Genomic DNA, 19022 nt, shown 5'->3' on the forward strand with positions numbered 1-19022 from the left:
GCATGTCGCGCAAAAGTGTGCAGCGGGTTTGCGGCAACGACATGCGTAAAACAAGGACCTAAAGCGCAAGGAGCGAATCTGAAAGATCGCGACGCGCTTTAGAGCTTTTCCGGATTAGATGGGGGTGGCTCACTACCTCGGCAGCACATACTCCGCCGCCGATGGCAGCTCGACCACGGACCTGATATCTCCCGCATTGGCCGCCACGACCAGTTGATAGCTCCCCGCTTCTGCTCGGAAGGCGCCGGTCTCTATGTCGAAATAGGTAAGATCGCGCGGGGTGATCTTCAGCGTGGCGGTGCCGGTTTCGCCGGGTTGCAGCGAGAGCTTGGCGAAGGCGCGCAGTTCCTTGTCCGGGCGCTCCACCTTCGCCTTCGGCGAGCTGACATAGAGCTGCACCAGTTCCGAGCCGGGCCGGTCGCCTGTATTGGTGACGTCGACCCTGACGGTCACGCCTTCAGGACCCATTTCGCGTGCCGAGAGCCGCGGCTCGCTCCAGCGGAAACTCGTGTAGCCAAGGCCGAAGCCGAAGGGGAAGAGCGGCTCGACCCCGCGCGTATCGTGATGGCGGTAGCCGACGAAGACGCCTTCGCCGTAGCGCACATGCCCGTCCCTACCGGGATAGACCAACGGATCGCCCGTGATGGCGGAGTTGTCGGCAAGCGCCTTCGGGAAGGTCTGCGGCAGGCGCCCGCCCGGCTCGGCATCGCCGAACAATACGTCGGCAACGGCATTGCCGAGTTCCTGGCCGGGATACCACATTTGCAGCACGGCGCGGACCTTGCCGAGCCAGGGCATTTCGATGGGACCGCCGGTTTGCAGCACGACCACTGTGTTGGCGTTAGCGGCGGCGACCTTCTCGATCAGCTCCTCCTGCCGGCCAGGCAGCCGCATGTCGGGCAGGTCAAGTCCTTCCGTATCCCACTCGCCGTCGCGGCCGACGAAGAGCAGCGCCACGTCGGCATTGCGGGCCGTTTCGACGGCGGCCTCGATATCGGCCTCGCCGAGCGGCTTTTCGACGCCGAAACGGACGGCGATGAGGTTGATCCCCTCCTCGCTCGCCGTGGACGGCTCATATTCGACGGTGATTTCGCAAGGCCGGCCCGCTTCGAGCGTCACGGTGCCGCGCTGTTCGTCATTGGCGGTGCCGAAATAATTCTCGCCGCGCGTCCAGCCCTCATGGCCGTCGACCATGAGCTCACCATCGACGAAGAGCCGCGCCAGCCCGGCATTGGTCATGCCGAAGACATGTTCGCCGCTCTTCTCCGGCGCATACTGCATCACCATCCGGGCCGAGAAATCGGCGGGATCGAGTTCGCCCGACGGCAGCTCGAACCAGAAGAATTCGCCCTTGTCGACGATCTCGACATGAACGGGATTGCCCTTGCAGCCACGCCCCTTGAAATATTCGACGGTGATCTTTCCCTTGAACACATCGATCAGCCGGTTATGGCGGCAGCCGACGGCGTGGCTGATGCTGTTGGCATTGGAAAGGGCGGCGCGAATGCCTTCGAGCGGGCTCACCGTATAATGCGCCGCGATCTGCGCGCTGCCGCCGCCCATGACGCGTGCGCTCACCGCATTCGGCCCGATGACGGCGATCCGGTCGAGCGAGGTCTTGGCAAGCGGCAGGATGCCGTCATTCCTAAGGAGGACCGCGCCTTCCGCGCCGAGACGCCGGATCAGCGCCCGGTCTTCCGGCAGGTCGATCGCCCGCTCCGTGAGATCGGGTTTGCTCTCGAATGCGCCGACCCGTTCGAGCAGCAGCAGCATGCGCCGCGCCGCAGCCTTCACCGTCGCAGCCTCCACCTTGCCTTCGCGCACGGCCGCAACCAGCTTCTCGCCGCGGTCGCGCGCCGGGCCTGGCATTTCGAGATCGAGGCCGGCATTGATCGTTTCGGCCGTCGAATGCGAACCGAACCAGTCCGACATGACGATGCCGTCGAAGCCCCATTCCTCGCGCAGCACTTTGGTCAGCAGCCAGTGATGCTCGCTCGTATAGGTGCCGTTGAGCCGGTTATAGGAGGACATGACGGCCATGACGCCGGCGCGACGCACCGCCTGCTCGAAGGGCGGGAGATAGATTTCGCGCAGCGTCCGCTCGTCGATGTCGGACGACATGGTCTGCCGCTCGATCTCGGATTCATTGCCGGCGAAGTGTTTGATCGTCGCGGCGATCCCCTCGCCCTGCACGCCCTCGATATAGGCAACGGCGAGTTCCGATGTCAGCATCGGATCTTCGGAATAACATTCGAAATTGCGGCCGTTGAGGCCGGAGCGGTGGATATTCACCGTCGGCGCGAGCAGCACGGCCGCTCCCTTGCTCTTGGCCTGGCGCGCAAGGGCAATCCCCATCTGCCTGACGAGATCGGGATTCCAGCTGGCGCCGAGCGCGATGGCGACGGGAAAGCAGGTTGCCTTGACGCCTGCGACCAGCGAGCCCGCGCCGCGCGCGCCGTTCGGCCCGTCCGTCACCTTGATCTTCGGCACGCCGAGACGCTCGACGGGAACGGTCGTCCAGAAATCGGCACCTGACAGCAAGGAGACCTGCTCTTCGAGCGTCATCCTGTCGAGAATGGAATCGATCATGCAAACCTCCCGTTCAAAGATCGCGCGCATCGCGCCTGTTAAACCTACCGATTACTCGGTATTTTTAAGATGTCAAGCTGCCGGAGCTGATGTAAGAAAGAGCAGAGGGGATATCGGCCGGAGCATTGTGGACCGGTGCATCGCCGCTAAAAAGGCCGACAGGAGAAACGATGGCAGAACAGAAGGAAAAACGACCGCGCCGTTCCCGCAAGGGAGAGGAGCGCCGCGCGGAAATCCTGGCGGCGGCGATGCGGCGCTTTGCCGAGGACGGCTACCAGAATGCCGCGATCGGCGATATCGCCCGGGATGTCGGCCTGTCCCTGCCCGGCCTGCTGCACCATTTCCCGACCAAGGTCGATCTGCTGCTCGCCATCCTTGCCAAGCGCGACCTCGATAGCGCCGATTTCATCGGGCACTACCGCTCCGATGTCCGCGGCCTGCTGAAGGGCATGGTCGAAATCTTCCGCCGCAACGCCGGAATGATCGAGGTTATTAGAGCTTTCGCCATCCTGAACGCCGAAAGCCTGATGAAGGACCACCCTGCCAAGGCGTGGTTTCTGGATCGCGCCACCGAGATGCAGAAGGATATCGCCGCGACCTTCGAGCGGGCGATCGCCGATGGCGCGATCGACAAGAGGATCGACAGCAAGGCGATGGCCGCCGAACTGATCGCCGTGATGGACGGCCTGCAGATGCTCTGGCTGCGCGATCCCGATCGTTTCGACATGGTCGGCGGCCTGGAAGCCTATGTCGGCCGGCTGCTGGCGAGCCTCGGCCTGGAGGGCTGAATTCGCTCTTCATCGAAGCGCCTGAGCCAGATCATGATGCGGCTGACGGCCTCGTGATATCGTTGCCCGACCAACAAGCCCGTATGCGTCGTGCCCCCAAGACCGAGATACTCGCCGCCGATGTGCCGGGCCGTCGCCTGCCCTCGCCGGTCGCCGGCTTCATCATTGACGGCTGAAATGACGAGACTGGGGCAGGTGATCTTGCCGCCGTCGATGGAAATCCCCTCGGCTCCGAAGTGAAAGGAAAAGGCGCCGAAGGCCTTTCCCGATTCCATGGACAGGTACTTCCGCTGGAAGGCGATATCGTCGGGTGTTTCATCGGCGCTGCATTGCTCGTCGCGCACCGGTGCGGGAACGACGAGGCCGGGCGCCTCAGGCGCTAGATCCTGATAGGGCACTTCGTCATGCACTTGCCTGGAGATGCTGGAATCGATCAGCACCAGTCCGGCAATCCCGAGGCTTTCGGCCAGTTTCTGGCTGAGGATTCCGCCCATGCTGAATCCGATCACGATGGGAGCGGCGGCACATCCCCCGGCGATTGCGGAGACCGCCTCACGAATGTCTTCCAGATAGTCTTCGAATTCGACCGTCGTGAAATCGACCGACCGGCTTTTGTAGTGGCCTCGCAGATTGATGCAGTAGGAGTCCCATCCCGCCGCCATGAAATGCGGGATATATTTGCTCCACATCCAGCTGCCGGTGAAGGCGCCATGGACAAAGAGCAGAGGCGGTCGGCCGGCTTCATCCGGGCCACCGTTCCCGGGGAAGATTTCCAGGAACAGGTCGTTCTCTCCGACATATCTCGCCGTATGCTCCGGCAATTCTCTTGCATAGTACCGCATGCCATCCACTCCTTCATCCCCGGTCCTGCTTTCCGAGACAAAGGATATTTGTTACGCAATGTTGATCAATCGCCGTGCATGGACTTACATAAAGGACAAAATGTCTCCAATCGGATCTTGCCATGGATAGTCTCACGAGCGTCTTCGCCTTCGTTCATGCGGCTGAACAGCAGAGTTACGTCGGAGCCGCGCGCATTGCCGGCGTTTCGCCGTCCGCGATCGGCAAAGCGGTGGCGCGTCTCGAAAGCCGGCTCGGCGTGCGGCTCTTCAACCGCACGACCCGCAGCATCAGCCTGACCGAGGAAGGGGTGGTCCTCTACGAGCGCTACAAGCGCATCATCGACGATATGCAGGACGCGGAGGCAACCCTGTCGAAAAGCCGGGAAAGCCCAAGGGGCCGCCTGCGCGTCAGCGTCCCGCATATCGTCGGGCATCATCTGCTGATGCCGATGCTGCCGGCCTTTGCCGAGCGCTTCCCGGAAGTCGAACTGGATGTGGATTTCGAAGACAGGGTCATAGACCTGATTGCGGAGGGTCTGGACGTCGTGGTGCGGAGCGGCGAGCTTGCCGATGCGCGGCTGATCGCCCGTCCTCTCGGCGACCAGCATTTCGTCGTGTGCGGCAGTCCCGATTATTTCGAGCGCCATGGACGGCCTGAGACGCCGGGCGATCTCTTCAGGCATGCCTGCATTCACTTCAAATACCCCTCCAGCGGCCGCGTCGCGCCCTGGGCATTCAGCGCGCCGTACGAGCGGCTGCTTCTGCCGAAAAGCCTGACATTCAACAACACGGATGCGGGGCTGCGGGCAGCACAGGATGGTTTGGGCCTCGCCCACCTGCCCGTTTATGTCGCGCAATCCGCCCTGCGGGCAGGGTCGCTCATCCCCGTCCTCACCGCCTTCATGGTGCCCTTCGGCTCGCTCTCGCTCGTCTGGCCGTCGAACCGCCAGCTTTCGCGGAAGGTCCGCGCTTTCGTGGATTTCGTCGTCGAAAACTGCGCCGCCCGGCCCGACGCCTTTCGGCCCGCGGCCAGCCTGTCGCGCTGATCTTGCTCATAACGCTGGAGGCGTTGACGCTCAGCCACAGTTCCAGCTTGATCTCGGACCTGCCGATGCGGTCGAAGCGGATGATGTTTGCGGGATGCGGGAATCTGCCGGCGCCAGCCAGCGGTCTGCCGAAAAATACGCCCTGGTTCTTGCCTGCGAACCTGGAGCCGCCCTGAGGCCAAGGGCAAAATTAAAGCTGTTTTCGCTGCCGGCTTCGCGCGTGAAGCTGAGATAAGAGCCGAACCGTTCCGTTTCGACATGGCGAAGGCTTCGGATCGATGCAAGCGTATCTTCAAAATCACGCCAGCACGCGTGCTTCACGATGATCTCGAAAATGCGCAGGACATCAGGGGCGAGGCGCCCCTCGGCATCCACCTTCGGCCCGACGATCTTGGCGCGGATCTCGACGATATCGCCCATTTCGTTTCCGCGAACCCTGAGGAATGTCGAACTGAGCGGCCGCACCTCATCTCGTTCGTAGATGCGCTGGAAATAACATTCATAATCGCGATTGCGCATCGATGCGGCCTTCCACTCGCTCACCTCGATGCCGGCCTCTCGAAGCGCGCCGCAAATATTGGCGCCGGGGACCAGCCACACCCGCAGAAACTGACTTGCCAAATCGAGCTTCGGCAGCTCGATCAGATGCCGCGATATGGATATCGGCGGAAGAGGCAAAGGAGCAGGCGGATCGGCGCGGACGGCTATGTCAGGTGATCGGGCAGTCTTGTCGACAGCCCGATCCTCAAAGGCTCCAACCGAAGCATCGGAGTGACGGATCTCACGATAAAAGACAGCGATGCCTGCGAAGAGCAGAACGAAGATGAAAAGCGCCGGCCAAAACAGCCAGCGACGGCTGTTCTGCAATGAGAACTTCCACTTCCAGGGTGGGCTGCCACGAGGAAGGCCGACTGCTGACAACACTTTACCCACGGCGTCACCTCGCAAACCTGCGACCAACGGCATTGGTCGGCGCACGGCCAATCAGCCCCCTGCGGCGCATCCTTCTGAGGCGAGCTACGATGTGAAAGCGGGTGCACTCGACTCATCTTCGACACCCGCGATTCTGATGTCGAGTATATTAGCCGTCAAGCAAGAACCTCGGAGTAGGGAGTCGACAACCCGAGGTTTTTCCCCGGGATGCCAGTCTGTCGCGCTGATCCGTCTTCGCGGCCGCCTCTCCTCAGAACTCCTCCCACGACGATGCGGCAGCCGCCGTTGCTGCTTTCGAGCCGAAGGCGCCGGCGAGTTTGCGGCCGAGGGCGCGCGCCGGCGAGGGTGCCGGGCGGCTTTGCGATGTGATGGCGCGCGGCGCCGTCTGGGCGGCATCGAGCTTGAAGCGGGCAATCAGGCGGGCGAGATTTGCAGCCTCCTCCGCCAGCCGGTTTGCCGCCGCCGTCGATTCCTCCACCATCGCCGCGTTCTGCTGCGTCATCTGATCCATCTGGTTGACGGCGGTCGAGACTTCGGAAAGCCCGGTCGACTGCTCGCGTGCGGCCGTGGCGATCGAGCGTACATGCTCGTCGATCTTGACGACCTGGCCCTGGATGTCGCCCAGCGCTTCGCCGGTCGCCGTCACCAGCTTCACGCCGGTATGGACTTCTTCGCTGGAGCGGTTGATCAGCACCTTGATATCCTTGGCCGCATTGGCCGAACGCTGCGCCAGTTCGCGCACCTCCTGGGCGACGACGGCAAAACCCTTGCCGGCCTCGCCGGCGCGCGCCGCCTCGACACCGGCATTGAGCGCCAGAAGATTGGTCTGGAAGGCGATCTCGTCGATGACGCTGATGATCTTGCCGATTTCGCCCGAGGCCTGCTCGATCCGCCCCATGGCCGAAACGGCCTGGCTGACGACGGCGCTCGACTGCCCGGTGCTTCTCTTCGCCTCGTCCACCATATGGCTGGCTTCCGATGCGCGCTCGGTCGAATGCTTCACCGCGACGGTAATCTCTTCGAGCGCCGAGGAGGTTTCCTCGAGCGAGGCCGCCTGCTGCTCGGTGCGCTGCGACAGATCGCCGGAGGCGGTCCGCATCTCGCCGGCGCCGCCATTGATGATGTCGACGGCCGCGCGCACCTCACCGAGCACCGAGCGCAGGTTGCTCATCGTCGTATCGACGTTTTCCTTGAGCGCGCCGAAGGCGCCCTGGAATTCGCCCTTCATGTTTTCGCCCAGGTCGCCATCGGCGAGTGCGGCAATCACGCGGCAGGTCTCGGCAATACCGCGATCGACTGCGGCGACGAGTTCATTGACGCCGGATGCGAATTGATTGAGATCCTCGTAGCCATATTCCGCGACGGCGCGGTGCGTGAAGTCGCCAGCAACAGCCGCGGTGATGACGGCATCGACGTTCCTTTGCATTTCGACGACCTTCGCGCGCTTGCCCGCGCCGGCGGCGTCGAGTTCGCGAACCTTGATGCCGTTCTGCTTGAAGATCTCAACGGCACGGGCCATCTGGCCGATTTCGTCGCGCCTCCTGGCGAAGGGGATGCCGGCGTCGAGATTGCCTTTTGCAAGGTCGCTCATGCTTTCGGTGATCTCGCTGATCGGCTTTGCAATCGTCCGAGCGCCGAACACAGCGGCGGCGATCAGCGTGATGATGGTGAGCAAGCCGATGCCGAGATTGAGGTAGAGAACGAGAGCCGCTGCGGCATTCGCCTCCTCCTCAGCCTTGGCAGCCATCGTCTTTACTGCTTCCACGCCTTCATCGATCAGCTTGGACGCGTCACCCGAAACTGCCAGCAGTTTTGCCTGTGCGTCGTTCTCCTTTGCATCGAGAGAAGTGTCACCGGCTTTGAGGGCAAGCTTTCCCTTGATGATTTCGGCCATATCGCCGGTCGCTGCAAAGAGACTATCGCTCAGCGCTTTGAGCTTGACGATCCGATCCCGGTTGACCTGCATACGCAGCCCAGCCATGGCATCATCGAGGTACTTCATAGCCGATTGATGGCGCGCGGCGATATAGTCAGTCGCCTTGGCAATGTCATCGGTGGATTTGGCGAGACGCAGATCGCGCACACCCACCTGCAGGCCGCGCAGTGAAGCCTTGGCATCGACCAGATCGCGCGAAACGATCAACTGACCTTCCTGATATTTTGCACGTTCGCGGACGTGTTGACCGCCCTGCCAGGTGGTCAGGAGCATGACTGCCACCAGGAAGATACCGATGCCGGAAAGCGTGGCCAATTTGATGCTGATGCGCGAAAAGATGCTTGCGGGCATGTATAGTTCCTGCTTGGCGGCAACAGGAGTCTTCATATCCCCGGCTGGCTACGAATAGGCGGCCGACATCATTCGACCGAAACATCTGCGGCCGGCTTTTCGAGATCACCTTACCGTTGAGGGAGAACGGTTTTGCCATGCCTGAGCCGGCTAACAGATCAATAAAAATCTAATAAAAAGTTCACTTTTCCCGCGCCCGCAACTTGGATGCGCAATTGGGATAGTGATTGCTGGAAGTGGATATGGCTGGCGGTCGCTCTTCCGTGTTGCCGAAAGCCTCTTCTCATCGATTGGACATCAATTCCCGTCTACAACGGTAACATGCAAGGTATCCAGTATGGGCACAAGTGCGGACAAACGGATGAGATCCAATGCGGGACCATCGGCATCGAGGCTCGCCGTGGCACGGTCATAGACGGCAACGCATTGCTTGTTGGTGATCCGGGACATGTAGAGGATGCCGTCGAAATCGGTGCGATCGTAGATTTCCTGGCTGAGCCGGCGTCCGCTCGTCTGCGCCCTTGCCCGAACGGCATCCGTCGCAACCCCGAGCAGGTTTGCCCCTTCGTAGCGCAGGTCGAGCAGGAAAAGCGGATTGGGATTTCGCACAGCCGCGATCGAATAGCGGTCGAATTCCTCCCGCAGGATCAATCGCTCGGCCTTGCCCTGAAACCGGTCGCGAATAATCGTTTCCGCCACCGCCGTCATGGGATCCTGAGCGAGATAGAGCAGCCGGAACTTATCCTTGGGGCTTGAAAAACGCGTCTTGCCGAAGCCCATGCCCAACGGCGTCGCCGCATGGGCGCGCGCAATGATCCTGACATAGCCGGTCATATCGGCGCGGACGGCGAGGCGTTGCAGAACTGATTTGTCGAGCGTCATTGCGCGGCGAAATAGGTCTGAGCCGCGTCGATGACCTCGTCCGCACGATCCTGTTTCAGAAGGTCTATGGGCCTGCGCCCGCCGAGCATCGGATTCGGCTGGCAGAGCCACAGCCATGCGACCCGCTGATTGGGCACGAGAGAGCCGATCGCTCCTATGCCTTTTGCGGGACGTCCGTCGATGAATTGTTCGATCGGATAGACGTGCTTCTTCGTTCCCTTCAGCAATGCGATGACCTCGCCGGCATGCTGCCAGCGATTGAGGGTGGAGCGGGCAATTCCGAAATCGCGCTGGAGTTCGCTTGCGCCGGCAACCGGCCCGGCCCAATCCTCGAGCCTGCGGGCGACCGCAAGGTCGCCCAGCAATCGCTCGCCCTCCTCCGCAGTGACGATCTTCCCAAGCCCCTCGCCGCTGGAGGGTTCTACGGCTTGGGGAATCTCAAGCGCGATCTTGCCGCCATCCGGCGCATCGCTGAAAGCCTCCACAAGGCCACGAATGCGCCGGGCCAATTCGCCCTGGCGCCTGCTGAGTTCGCGGCGCGCGCTGACGGGAAGATCGACAATGGCCGCAGCCGCCGCTCCCGCAATTCTGGCGGACAAGGCAACCGAGCCGGACTCGAACGTGGCATCGGCTTTCAGCACGTCGGCGACTTTGGCGGCAACGCGATCGGCGACCTCAGCCTGACGAGCGCGGCCAAGCTGCATCTGGGAACCAGCCATGAAACCATCTCCGTTCTTACCTGGAACTGATATAGTCTCAAATGGCCAATTTGTCCAGTTTGTCCCATTTTATCTGTAGCGGCGGAGCGTGATCCCCAAGAAAGGAATGTCAGCCCTTCCGCAGCCTCCAGGTCCTGATTTCGAAGGGCATGATATCGGCGGGGCCTTTGCGCTCCATCGGCTCTTCGAGAATGCTGAGCGGCTGCGACGCGCTCCATCCGGAAGGTAGGGTAAGGGACAGGCGGCCGCGGCGGCCGGCCGGTTCGTAGAGGCGCAGGATGAGGCCTTCGCCCTCTTCCGCGGGCTTCAGGCCCGAGAAGGCGACGGGGGTGCCTGCGACTTCAAGCGGTGCGAAACTGCCGGCGGAGAGGCCGCTCGCTTCGGCCGTCACCAGCGGCTGGTTGAGATCGAGCGCCTCGTCGAGCACGCCGCCGTCATGCCAGGCGCCTTCATGCGGCATCAGCGCATAGGTGAAGCTCTGCTCGCCCTCATCGGCCAGCGGATCGGGGTAGACCGGCCCGCGCACCAGGCTCATGCCGATCACATTGCCGCGGGCGCTATGGCCATATTTGGCATTGTTGAGGAGGGCCACGCCGAAGCCCGGCTCGCTGATATCGACGAAGCGATGGGCGGCGGCCTCGAACATCGCCTGTTCCCAGGAGGTGTTCGTGTGCGTCGCCCGCTCGACCACGCCGTAGGCGCATTCGAAGGTTGCCTTGCGCGCCTGCACGTCGACCGGGTTGACGGTGCGCAGCAGGGTGCGGCGGTCGTGCCAGTCGATCGTCGTTTCGATGTCGAGCCGCTTGGCATTGGCGGTCAGCACATAGGTCTGCGTGACGCTCGAATGCCGGTAGCGGTGGACGACGCGGATCGCCGCGCGGTGCGGGCCGCTTTCGACGAGGCTGATGCTCTCAGGCGCTTCGAGACGGATGCCCTTTTCTGCATAGTCGGCATCGACGTCCCAGGCGTCCCAGTTGCGCGGCTTGTCGGCCGGATAGACCCAGAGCTGGTTGGCGGAGCCGGCGACCGCTTCGCGGCCGCTCGCCTTGTGGATGAGGCTGGCAACGGCGCCGTCCCTGCCGATGACGACCGAGAGGTAATCGTTTTCGAGGCGATCGGCGCCGGCCTTCAGCCCGCCCGCCGGCTTCAGCGCCTGCCTGTCGAAGACGGCGACCGACAAGGGAGCGACGATCTCGGCGGCCGAAAGCGCCGTGCCGTCTGCCAGCCTGGCGTTCACCGGGCGGGCCGCAAGCGACGGATTGACGACGATGAGGGCGTCAGCGACCCCGCCCTTCGGCAGATTGGCTGACAGCGCCAGCAAGGCCTTGGCCTGCTCGGCCTTGGCATGGTCGATGACGCCGCCGAGCTCCTGCTCCGCATCCTGATAGACTTCGCGGATGCTCGAACCCGGCAGGATGTCGTGGAACTCGTTCTTCAGCACCACGCGCCAGTCCGCCTCCAGGCTTTGCGGCTTTTCGGCGCCGAGCAGATGGGCGAGCGACGCGAGGGTCTCGGCGGTGATCAGCGCGCGTTCGGCCTGGCGGTGCTTGCGCTTGACGCCGCTTTGCGTCGTCAGCGTGGCGCGGTGCAGTTCGAGATAGATTTCGCCGTCCCAGACGGGAAGCTTCTTCTCCGAAGCGGTTTTGTGCGCCCGCTCGTAGAAGCTTTTGACGGTGCCCCAACGGGCCTGCGGGATCGCCGGAAAATCGCGCAGCTGCACTTCCCGCTCCACCATTTCAGGCGTCACGCCGCCGCCGCCGTCGCCATAGCCGACGGCGAGAAGCGAGGTATCGTGCTGCACCTTGCCGCGGAAATTCTTCCATGTCGGCACATAGCAGTCGGCCTGCACGAAGCCGTTATATCCCTGCATCGGATTGTCGAAGGTGTGGGTCAGCACCTGGCTGCCATCGAGGCCCTTCCACCAGAAGAGATCGGAGGGGATGTGGTTGGTCTCGCTCCAGTTGACCTTGATCGTGAAGAAGCTGTCGATGCCGCCCTGTCTCAGGATCTGCGGCAGGGCGCCGGAAAAACCGAAGCAATCCGGCAGCCAGCACACCGTATGGCGCGCGCCGAAGGTCTTTTCGAAATAACGCTGGCCGTAGAGAACCTGGCGGACGAGGCTTTCGCCCGTGGGCATATTGGTGTCGGGCTCCACCCACATGCCGCCGACGGTTTCCCACTTTCCTTCCGCGACCTTCTCCTTGATGCGGTCGAGAAGCTCCGGATCTTCCTCTTCCATCTGCGCGTAATAGTGGGCGGTCGACTGGTTGAAGCGGAAATCGTCGGAGCGCTCCATCAGCGACAGCGCCGTATTGAAGGTGCGCCGCATCTTCCGCCGCGTCTCGCGATAGGGCCAGAGCCAGGCAAGGTCGATATGCGCATGACCGGTCAGCAGCAGTTCGCCATTCGGGGGGAAGCGCTTCTGCAGCTCCTTCAACCGCGCCGTCAGCGCCTCGAAAGCGGAAGCCGCCGAAGCGCTCTGCTCGTCGGAGAGGCCCGCCGGGTTGGCCTCGAGCTCTGGCAGCTCCCAGATCTTCTGCTGCATCACGGCGCCTGATGTGCGGGAGATGTAAGCCGCCGTATCCGACGGCCAGTCCAGGCTGCGCAGGGCCTGCTCGGCGGCATCGATCAGATGCGGCACGACCTCATGCTCGCCGAGTACGCCGATCGCCTCGACAACCTGTTTCAACAGAAGATGCAGGCGATGAGCAGGGCCGTCTAGCCAGATAAACCGGGCCTTGTTCAGCCGTGGCGCCCGGTTCGGCTCGCCGAACGGAAAGCGGGCGACGCTTTCCGTCGCAATCGAGAACCGGCGGCCTTTGACCGGGAATTCCTGATGATAGGGATCGAGACCGAATGTTTCACTCTCGCCGCCGGGGTAGCTCAGCGTGATCAGGCTCTCGCCGCCGAGATCGAGCTGCAGGCGGATATCTTCGAGCGGCCAGTTCGCCGGCGCCTCGGCGCTGACGGCAAAATGCACCACGCCCTGGCGATGCGGCCAATCCTGATGATGGGCGATCGGCTCGCCCTCGAAGGTCCAGCCGTCGATCGGGCTGCTGTACCGGTCCCGCCAATGCGCGAGCTCGGCGATACGGACCTTCAGGCTGTCGAGGCGTTGGGCAATGGTGAGCGGCATGGCTTATCCTGTTCAAAAATCGGCGGCGCGCGATCCGGAATCATGGCTTTGGGAGATGAAGATGGTGCGACAGGGATCGCAAATGCCGACCCCTCCTCCCAGCGGGTCCGGCTGACGCTTAGATTAAGTAACTTTGATTTGGCGTCAAGTGCGGAAGAGAGTCATCGCGGGGCGGATACGACGATGCCCCAAAGTGTTTTCCATTTTGCCTCTGCTTTGTTCCAGAAGTGCCGCTTACCGCATTCCTCGGCGCACCTCAGGCTCGCGGCTGAGGCGTCGATGGCACGTCGCATAGCCGAGCTGGCAGTCCAGAAAGCTGAAGATCGCCGTTCAACGGTTGGGCCAGCAAACGTCTAGAACGCGGCCGAAGGCGCGGCGGATCGCAGGGGGTTGAACGCAGCAAGACTCTTCCCCGCAGGCGTGAAAGCCGTCGAAAACCCTCGTATGCTTCGGCCTAGAGATAAGCGACAGAGTCGAGTTCTTCGAGCAAAAGCTCGCAAGGTCATCACTCAAATTGGCTATTTAGATGCTTGGTTGTCGCGCAGAAGAAGTTCAATGAAACTGCCCGCCAAATGATGATACCTCCTGAGAAGAGGATTACGATGATCCGAATTTGGCTTACTCTATGGGCGCATCAATTGCCTCCGACACAACACGGATTCCTTTTCGAAAATAAAAATCATCTCATCATAGAATATTTTCGGAATGCAGAATCTTGATATCTTCCTCATTATCGCCGCTATTGCTTTTTTTGATCTTGCAATCAACTATATCGTGTAATACCGTCCAAAAAGAGGGAAATACACACTGATATTGCTTTCATCCACAGCCGTACACCGTGGCGTAGCTGTGCAGGCATTGCTTGTCATTGGCACGACTTAAATTACCGTGGGAATTTTATACAAACGGTCTCTATTACAGATCGCGGATATTGTTACCTCCGCAAGCGGAACACCTGCGCCTCAGAGGGTAGCTTATGGAAATATCAGTTGGGTTCAAGACAGGAAGTAAACACATCAGGACGCGGCTTCACCTCGTCGTAACTCTGATTGTCGCCGGCTTGGTTACTTCCTGTACTGCGACGGCGCCCGTGGCTGTCGAGCCTACCCTCAATGCAGGTGATGTTGCCAAAAAATCCGTGGACCGCCGAAGCATCATGAACTCGCTTCGAGCAGACGCTGAGTATGCTTATGGCGGAACGCCGAATTGGTATGACGTAACCTTGGCAGGCTTCAACTACGTCGACGACCGGTGCTCCACCTATTTTGACTCGCTCTTCAGGCTGAACCGCCAACGCGAAGCTACGAAGTCTGGGATATCCGCTTTTGGACAGACGACAAATGCAATTCTTGGCGTCACGGGTGCCACTCAGCTCTCGATGACCGTCGTGGCACAGGCCTTTGGGTTGGCGTCAAACCTTACTGACGTCGTCGCGGGCACATATCTTTATGAACTCCCTCCCGCAACGACGAAAAAGTTCGTGGGTGAACTCACTCGCGCGTATCGCGATGGCACCGCGAAGCAAAAGAGCAGCATTGATAGCGCCCCTGCCGCCTACGGCTATGTCCGCGGATATCTTGACCTGTGCCTTCCGGCGACGATCGAAGGTGAACTTGTCGAGCATGTCGGCTCGGCAGTCGCTGTTGCCAGCCCCACCACCAGCGGCTCTGGGGTCGACCTCAGGATCGCCAGCGAGGGTAATTTGCCGCCGCCTCCCGCATTTGAACGACCTCCCAGCGTGACCGGGCCGCTTCCCGGGGGGCGCGCCGCAAAAAAATCGACGGCGGAAGACTTAGTTGGCCCGGTTACTTGGAGCACAATTCAAACCCTTCTTTGCGTTGCTCCCGCCGATGGGGCACTCGGGCCAACCACGCGTCAAGCAATTCGGGATTTCTACAAAGGCCGGGGCGATAATAGAAACGACGTGCTGGCCGCCGGCGGCATCAATGAATCAGACATCCGGCTTTTGAAGGCTACCGCTGAACTAAGCCCAGGAAAGACGTGCGCGGAACGGGGTGTCCCTGACGCCTACTCTGTTGGCAAACTTAGTCAATAGCCCAAACTTGAAACCGACCAGGGAACATTCCGATGGCTGTGATGAAAGTCGCTCGTGTACTGAGGGATAAACCGTCGCTCGATGCGACAGTCTTGAGATCGGTCCCGGCCGGCACCAAGGTTACGGTTCTGGACGACAAAAAGCTTCCGTTCACTGAAATCCTTATCGACGCGACAGGCGAGAAAGGATGGGTAGTAGACGAGGCCATCGATAAGACCAGCGACACCATCGGCCCTCTCGACAAGCTTCTCGTAGCCGCGGAATGCGTGGAACTGGCCGCAAATTACGGCGGCAATGCCTATTACCTGATGACCATCGCACAGATGCGTACAAACATTATCGACGTGCAGGGCCTACAGACCAGCGGGCTGTTCGCGTTCACCGATCAAGAATGGATCCTGAACGCCAGCCATCCTGAGTATGAGATCGCCTATGGCCTACCTGAGATCCGCGATTGGCGGGCGCAATGTACCCTCTTTGCGATCATGGCAGCTCAGATGGCAGATGCCCTAAGTGATGCGCTGGGGACTGATATATCGATGGTCAAGCTCCTGCTCGCCCAAACCGTTGGCCTCATCGCGGCTCGCCAGGCTCTTGGCAACGACGAGCAAAACGCCGCCGCACTCGTTAAAGCCATTACGCCTGCCCAGGCCCAGACCGATCGTATCGACCTTTCGAACCTCACGAACCGAGACGCAGCACTTCTCACAGGTTCGACGGTCAAAGATATGTTGGCAGTCATCGAAGCGAAGCTCAATGAAAGCTTCACATCGGTGGACGTCATCATCAGCGAACAAATCGAGCTCTTCATGAAGAAGCTGCGTCAACTGACGGACCTCGCCCCGACGGCCGTCGGTGACATCAACTTCTCGTCGCCCAAGATCCCGAAGTCCCGCGAACCAATCGCACGGAAGATCGCGGAGAAGTTCGCAGTGCGAGGATACGGAACCCTGCAGCAGATTGCGGCTATCGCAAATGCTATACGGGAATCCAAGCTGGATCCTTCAAGCACCAACCTGCGCGGAGAGCGGAGCTTCGGTCTTTTTCAATTGAATCAGAACGGCGGCGTTGGCACTGGTCATAGCGACGCAGAGCTTCTGGATCCCGATCGAAATATCGAGATCATGCTGGATGAGATCCAGAAGCCTTACCTGAAGAAAAGCCGTGCCCGCTTCTTGGCTACTGCCAATCTGCATGAGGCAGTCGAGATCTTTGTCTTCAACTTCGAGAAGCCTGCGGACAAGCCAGGAGAGACTGAGAAGCGTTTTAAGATCGCTCAGACGCTTATCGCTTGAGGCTCGTCCGTTACGGCTGCCGCCATCGAGGGTTTGAAGGGGTTCGCAAGCATTCCAGGCGCGATGACCGAGAGCAAAGCAGATCACAGCTCGCCGAAACTATCCGGACCGCGACTCATGCATCTGCTTTGAGCAGGCATCCTGGCAAACGTCGACATAATGACTGGGGGATACGATGGGACTATCATTCAACGGCATCCTGGATATCGTAGTCAGCCTAATTTTTCTGTACCTCTTAATCAGCTTGGTTTGCACCTCCTTATGTGAATCCATCGCAACGCTTCTCAAATTGAGAAGTCGTTCCCTCAGCGTCAGCGTCGCCAAAATCCTTGAAAACCAGGATTTGATCGACAGGTTCTACGCAAATGGTCTCGTCAAAGGCGCTATTTCGGCGTCTCAATGGAAAAAAGCCCCGGTCGCAGGTGTTCCGACGAAATACGGACACTCGTCCTATATGGATAGCCGGAGTTTCGCGATGGCCCTTCTGGGGAGTCTAGATCCGGACAAGCCGGTGCCAGCCGTCACAGACATTGAGCAAAGCCTGAAATCAGCGAATCTTCCAGGTGGAATCAAGGACGTCTTATCAGCTGCGTTGACTGCTGGCGCGAAAGATATGACCGCATTGCGAGATGAAGTGGCGTCCTGGTTTGATAATGCGATGGATCGATTGAGCGGCGAGTACAAGCGTCAACTCAAATGGATTTCCTTCGGCGTCGGACTATTTATCGCCATCCTTTTAAATGTCGATAGCGTCGATGTAGCAACGAGGCTCTGGAAAGACCAAGCGCTTCGCCAGCAGCTCGCCAGCGCGGCTGAGAGTTATGTAAACGACAAACCAGTCTCCTGCCCTGTCGGGGATGGGCAAAAATCACCTGCCGATCCTGGCAAGCAGGATGCCGCATCTACTTCTCCCAAACAGGATATCGAAGGTCAGACACCCGCTGCTAGCGGGGCTTCTGATAGCGGGGGAAAGACGACGCCTGAGGATGCCGGGAAACAGGCGGCGTCAGATTTGAATTGCCAACTCCGTACGATGAACGATGCTTTGTCGGCCGCTCGTCCCTTCCCCATTGGTTGGACCACCGCTGCGCCCGTGGAGAGTGCCAAGGACTCGTCTCGAAACCTCACTGCAATCCTCCACGACATGCCGCTCATGTTCAGCAAGATTATAGGCTGGCTATTTACGGCCGTGGCGCTGTCACTGGGAGCACCGTTCTGGTTCGACACACTGTCAAAATTCATGAACGTCCGCGGCGCTGGAAAAAAACCGGAAAAGGTCCAGGTCAGCTGACGGAATTTGACAGGTCCGCCGAAAGCGTTTGGCGTAGGAAAGAGCCAGTCGAATGAACGCTTTGAGGACATTTCCAGTCTATTCCGAGATAAGAGGAGGTTGCGGAGTGACCAAGAAGCAAAGCAATTTGACTGAGACGACATCCTCGGTGACGAGTGACAAACAGAAGTCGCCACCTTTGAATCGGAAAAAGCCAAGAGTTGGAGTGATCGTCGCTTGCCTTGGAGAATACGATAGTAAGGCGCTGCGATACGCAATTTTGAAACTCAACACTGCTCAATCATTCGTCGAATACGAAATTGTGTATGACGTTCCTGAGGACCACGAGTTTGTTGCTCGCACACGCTACGGCGGTGTCGTGCGGACTTCGTACATCAAGCAAGCCATAATGTCTTTCGAGGCAGAAATTGTGCAGCGGCCATCAGAATTGTTCAAGAACATACCCCAGACTCCCTGCGACCGATACTTGGCACTTTGCAACTGCGAGTTAGAAAGCGGGGTATATCTTTTCAAACCCGGCGACAAAATACGGACCATGATGGTCGGTTCGTGGAGGAGATACTTCGCGCCGCCATCTCTACTCGAATTCATCGTCGACATGTGCATAAAGCAGGGCATTGCCGAGGCGTTTGGTGCCCCTCGCTCCCATATGCCTTCGCGAGGATGCATCTTTGACTACAATGATATATTGGAGAACACCCGAAACGGCGTGCTGATCGGCCATGTTTGCGAGGAATGCGCTACATACATGGCTCCCAATAATCCGAACTGGGATGAGATCAAAAAGCTGACAGGCGGGAGATGGCTCGGCGATCCTTCCGATCCATTTTCCGCCTATTGCGAGTTGCAACGCCTGGGCTTTAAGGTATTCAAAGCCAGCGGGGTGCGGGACAGTTTGCTCCGACGACTTATCGACACCGTTCCTATCCAGATCATCAGCAAATTGGGCGACCATGTGGCCTTGGGTATTGCGATTTTTTTTGCGCTGCTGCTCGGGCTTAAGAATTGGGGGAAAGCGCTTGGTGGTTAAAATCTAGTCAAGCAGCATTCTGCTCAATTCGGTTGCGGATTGAACTTCTTTGTAGACAACGCTCTCTTGAGATGTGCCCTGACAAATATGATTGCTTTGGACTACGGACTGGCCTTTCAAAGAATAAC

Annotated in this window: 13 protein-coding genes; 6 read left to right on the plus strand and 7 right to left on the minus strand. The window is 59.9% G+C overall.

The genetic code is table 11. The features are described 5' to 3' along the window. Positions 1-132 precede the first annotated feature (132 nt). Positions 133-2589, minus strand: coding sequence for a glycoside hydrolase family 3 C-terminal domain-containing protein (locus ATY78_RS15570; RefSeq protein WP_088683216.1), 2457 nt, complete (start codon positions 2587-2589; stop codon positions 133-135). Between the two features lie 170 nt (positions 2590-2759). Between ATY78_RS15570 and ATY78_RS15575 the strand changes: the two genes are divergently transcribed. Continuing rightward, entirely contained in the window at positions 2760-3377 is a 618-nt protein-coding gene (locus ATY78_RS15575) for a TetR/AcrR family transcriptional regulator (protein WP_088683217.1), read from the plus strand. Here ATY78_RS15575 and ATY78_RS15580 read toward each other — a convergent pair. Next, positions 3335-4219 (minus strand): alpha/beta fold hydrolase, encoded by an 885-nt coding sequence (locus ATY78_RS15580; RefSeq protein WP_088683218.1) that lies wholly within the window; start codon positions 4217-4219, stop codon positions 3335-3337. The two genes, ATY78_RS15575 and ATY78_RS15580, sit on opposite strands and share 43 nt — an antisense overlap. 122 nt (positions 4220-4341) lie before the next feature. Here ATY78_RS15580 and ATY78_RS15585 point away from each other — a divergent pair, with 122 nt between their 5' ends. After that, positions 4342-5265, plus strand: a complete 924-nt coding sequence (locus ATY78_RS15585; RefSeq protein ID WP_088683219.1) for a LysR family transcriptional regulator — start codon at positions 4342-4344, stop codon at positions 5263-5265. A gap of 30 nt (positions 5266-5295) precedes the next feature. On the opposite strand, the gene ATY78_RS15590 is transcribed toward ATY78_RS15585, so the two are convergent. From ATY78_RS15590 to ATY78_RS15610, 5 genes are all read right to left on the minus strand, one after another. Further along, the gene (locus ATY78_RS15590; protein WP_088683220.1) at positions 5296-6132 is read right to left on the minus strand and encodes a DUF6030 family protein; all 837 of its coding nucleotides are present in this window, start codon (positions 6130-6132) and stop codon (positions 5296-5298) included. A 316-nt stretch (positions 6133-6448) separates the two neighbouring features. Then, the gene (locus ATY78_RS15595; RefSeq protein WP_088683221.1) at positions 6449-8485 is read right to left on the minus strand and encodes a methyl-accepting chemotaxis protein; all 2037 of its coding nucleotides are present in this window, start codon (positions 8483-8485) and stop codon (positions 6449-6451) included. Between the two features lie 297 nt (positions 8486-8782). Beyond that, positions 8783-9265, minus strand: a complete 483-nt coding sequence (locus tag ATY78_RS15600; protein WP_245313587.1) for an RES family NAD+ phosphorylase — start codon at positions 9263-9265, stop codon at positions 8783-8785. Between the two features lie 98 nt (positions 9266-9363). After that, positions 9364-10086 (minus strand): antitoxin Xre/MbcA/ParS toxin-binding domain-containing protein, encoded by a 723-nt coding sequence (locus ATY78_RS15605; RefSeq protein ID WP_088683222.1) that lies wholly within the window; start codon positions 10084-10086, stop codon positions 9364-9366. 109 nt (positions 10087-10195) lie between these two features. Beyond that, on the minus strand, positions 10196-13222 hold the full coding sequence (locus ATY78_RS15610; RefSeq protein WP_088683223.1) for a glycoside hydrolase family 38 C-terminal domain-containing protein: 3027 nt from the start codon (positions 13220-13222) through the stop codon (positions 10196-10198). Between the two features lie 976 nt (positions 13223-14198). Here ATY78_RS15610 and ATY78_RS15615 point away from each other — a divergent pair. The 4 genes from ATY78_RS15615 (at position 14199) to ATY78_RS15630 (ending at position 18894) form a co-directional block, all read left to right on the plus strand. After that, on the plus strand, positions 14199-15278 hold the full coding sequence (locus tag ATY78_RS15615; RefSeq protein ID WP_088683224.1) for a hypothetical protein: 1080 nt from the start codon (positions 14199-14201) through the stop codon (positions 15276-15278). A 32-nt stretch (positions 15279-15310) separates the two neighbouring features. Further along, positions 15311-16573, plus strand: a complete 1263-nt coding sequence (locus tag ATY78_RS15620) for a phage tail tip lysozyme (RefSeq protein ID WP_088683225.1) — start codon at positions 15311-15313, stop codon at positions 16571-16573. Between the two features lie 175 nt (positions 16574-16748). Further along, positions 16749-17864 (plus strand): hypothetical protein, encoded by a 1116-nt coding sequence (locus tag ATY78_RS15625; RefSeq protein WP_088683226.1) that lies wholly within the window; start codon positions 16749-16751, stop codon positions 17862-17864. 106 nt (positions 17865-17970) lie between these two features. Then, a complete protein-coding gene (locus tag ATY78_RS15630) occupies positions 17971-18894 on the plus strand; it encodes a hypothetical protein (RefSeq protein WP_141105645.1) in 924 nt (307 codons plus the stop codon). Positions 18895-19022 lie beyond the last annotated feature (128 nt).

Origin of the sequence: Rhizobium sp. R635 (genome assembly GCF_002211285.1) — a bacterium.
Lineage (GTDB): Bacteria > Pseudomonadota > Alphaproteobacteria > Rhizobiales > Rhizobiaceae > Rhizobium.

Bases quoted from the DNA above. Each gene is read 5' to 3' on its own strand.
- ATY78_RS15570 (WP_088683216.1), bottom strand. From the start codon at position 2,589: ATGATCGATTCCATTCTCGACAGGATGACGCTCGAAGAGCAGGTCTCC.
- ATY78_RS15575 (WP_088683217.1), top strand. From the start codon at position 2,760: ATGGCAGAACAGAAGGAAAAACGACCGCGCCGTTCCCGCAAGGGAGAG.
- ATY78_RS15580 (WP_088683218.1), bottom strand. From the start codon at position 4,219: ATGCGGTACTATGCAAGAGAATTGCCGGAGCATACGGCGAGATATGTC.
- ATY78_RS15585 (WP_088683219.1), top strand. From the start codon at position 4,342: ATGGATAGTCTCACGAGCGTCTTCGCCTTCGTTCATGCGGCTGAACAG.
- ATY78_RS15595 (WP_088683221.1), bottom strand. From the start codon at position 8,485: ATGCCCGCAAGCATCTTTTCGCGCATCAGCATCAAATTGGCCACGCTT.
- ATY78_RS15600 (WP_245313587.1), bottom strand. From the start codon at position 9,265: ATGGGCTTCGGCAAGACGCGTTTTTCAAGCCCCAAGGATAAGTTCCGG.
- ATY78_RS15605 (WP_088683222.1), bottom strand. From the start codon at position 10,086: ATGGCTGGTTCCCAGATGCAGCTTGGCCGCGCTCGTCAGGCTGAGGTC.
- ATY78_RS15610 (WP_088683223.1), bottom strand. From the start codon at position 13,222: ATGCCGCTCACCATTGCCCAACGCCTCGACAGCCTGAAGGTCCGTATC.
- ATY78_RS15615 (WP_088683224.1), top strand. From the start codon at position 14,199: ATGGAAATATCAGTTGGGTTCAAGACAGGAAGTAAACACATCAGGACG.
- ATY78_RS15620 (WP_088683225.1), top strand. From the start codon at position 15,311: ATGGCTGTGATGAAAGTCGCTCGTGTACTGAGGGATAAACCGTCGCTC.
- ATY78_RS15625 (WP_088683226.1), top strand. From the start codon at position 16,749: ATGGGACTATCATTCAACGGCATCCTGGATATCGTAGTCAGCCTAATT.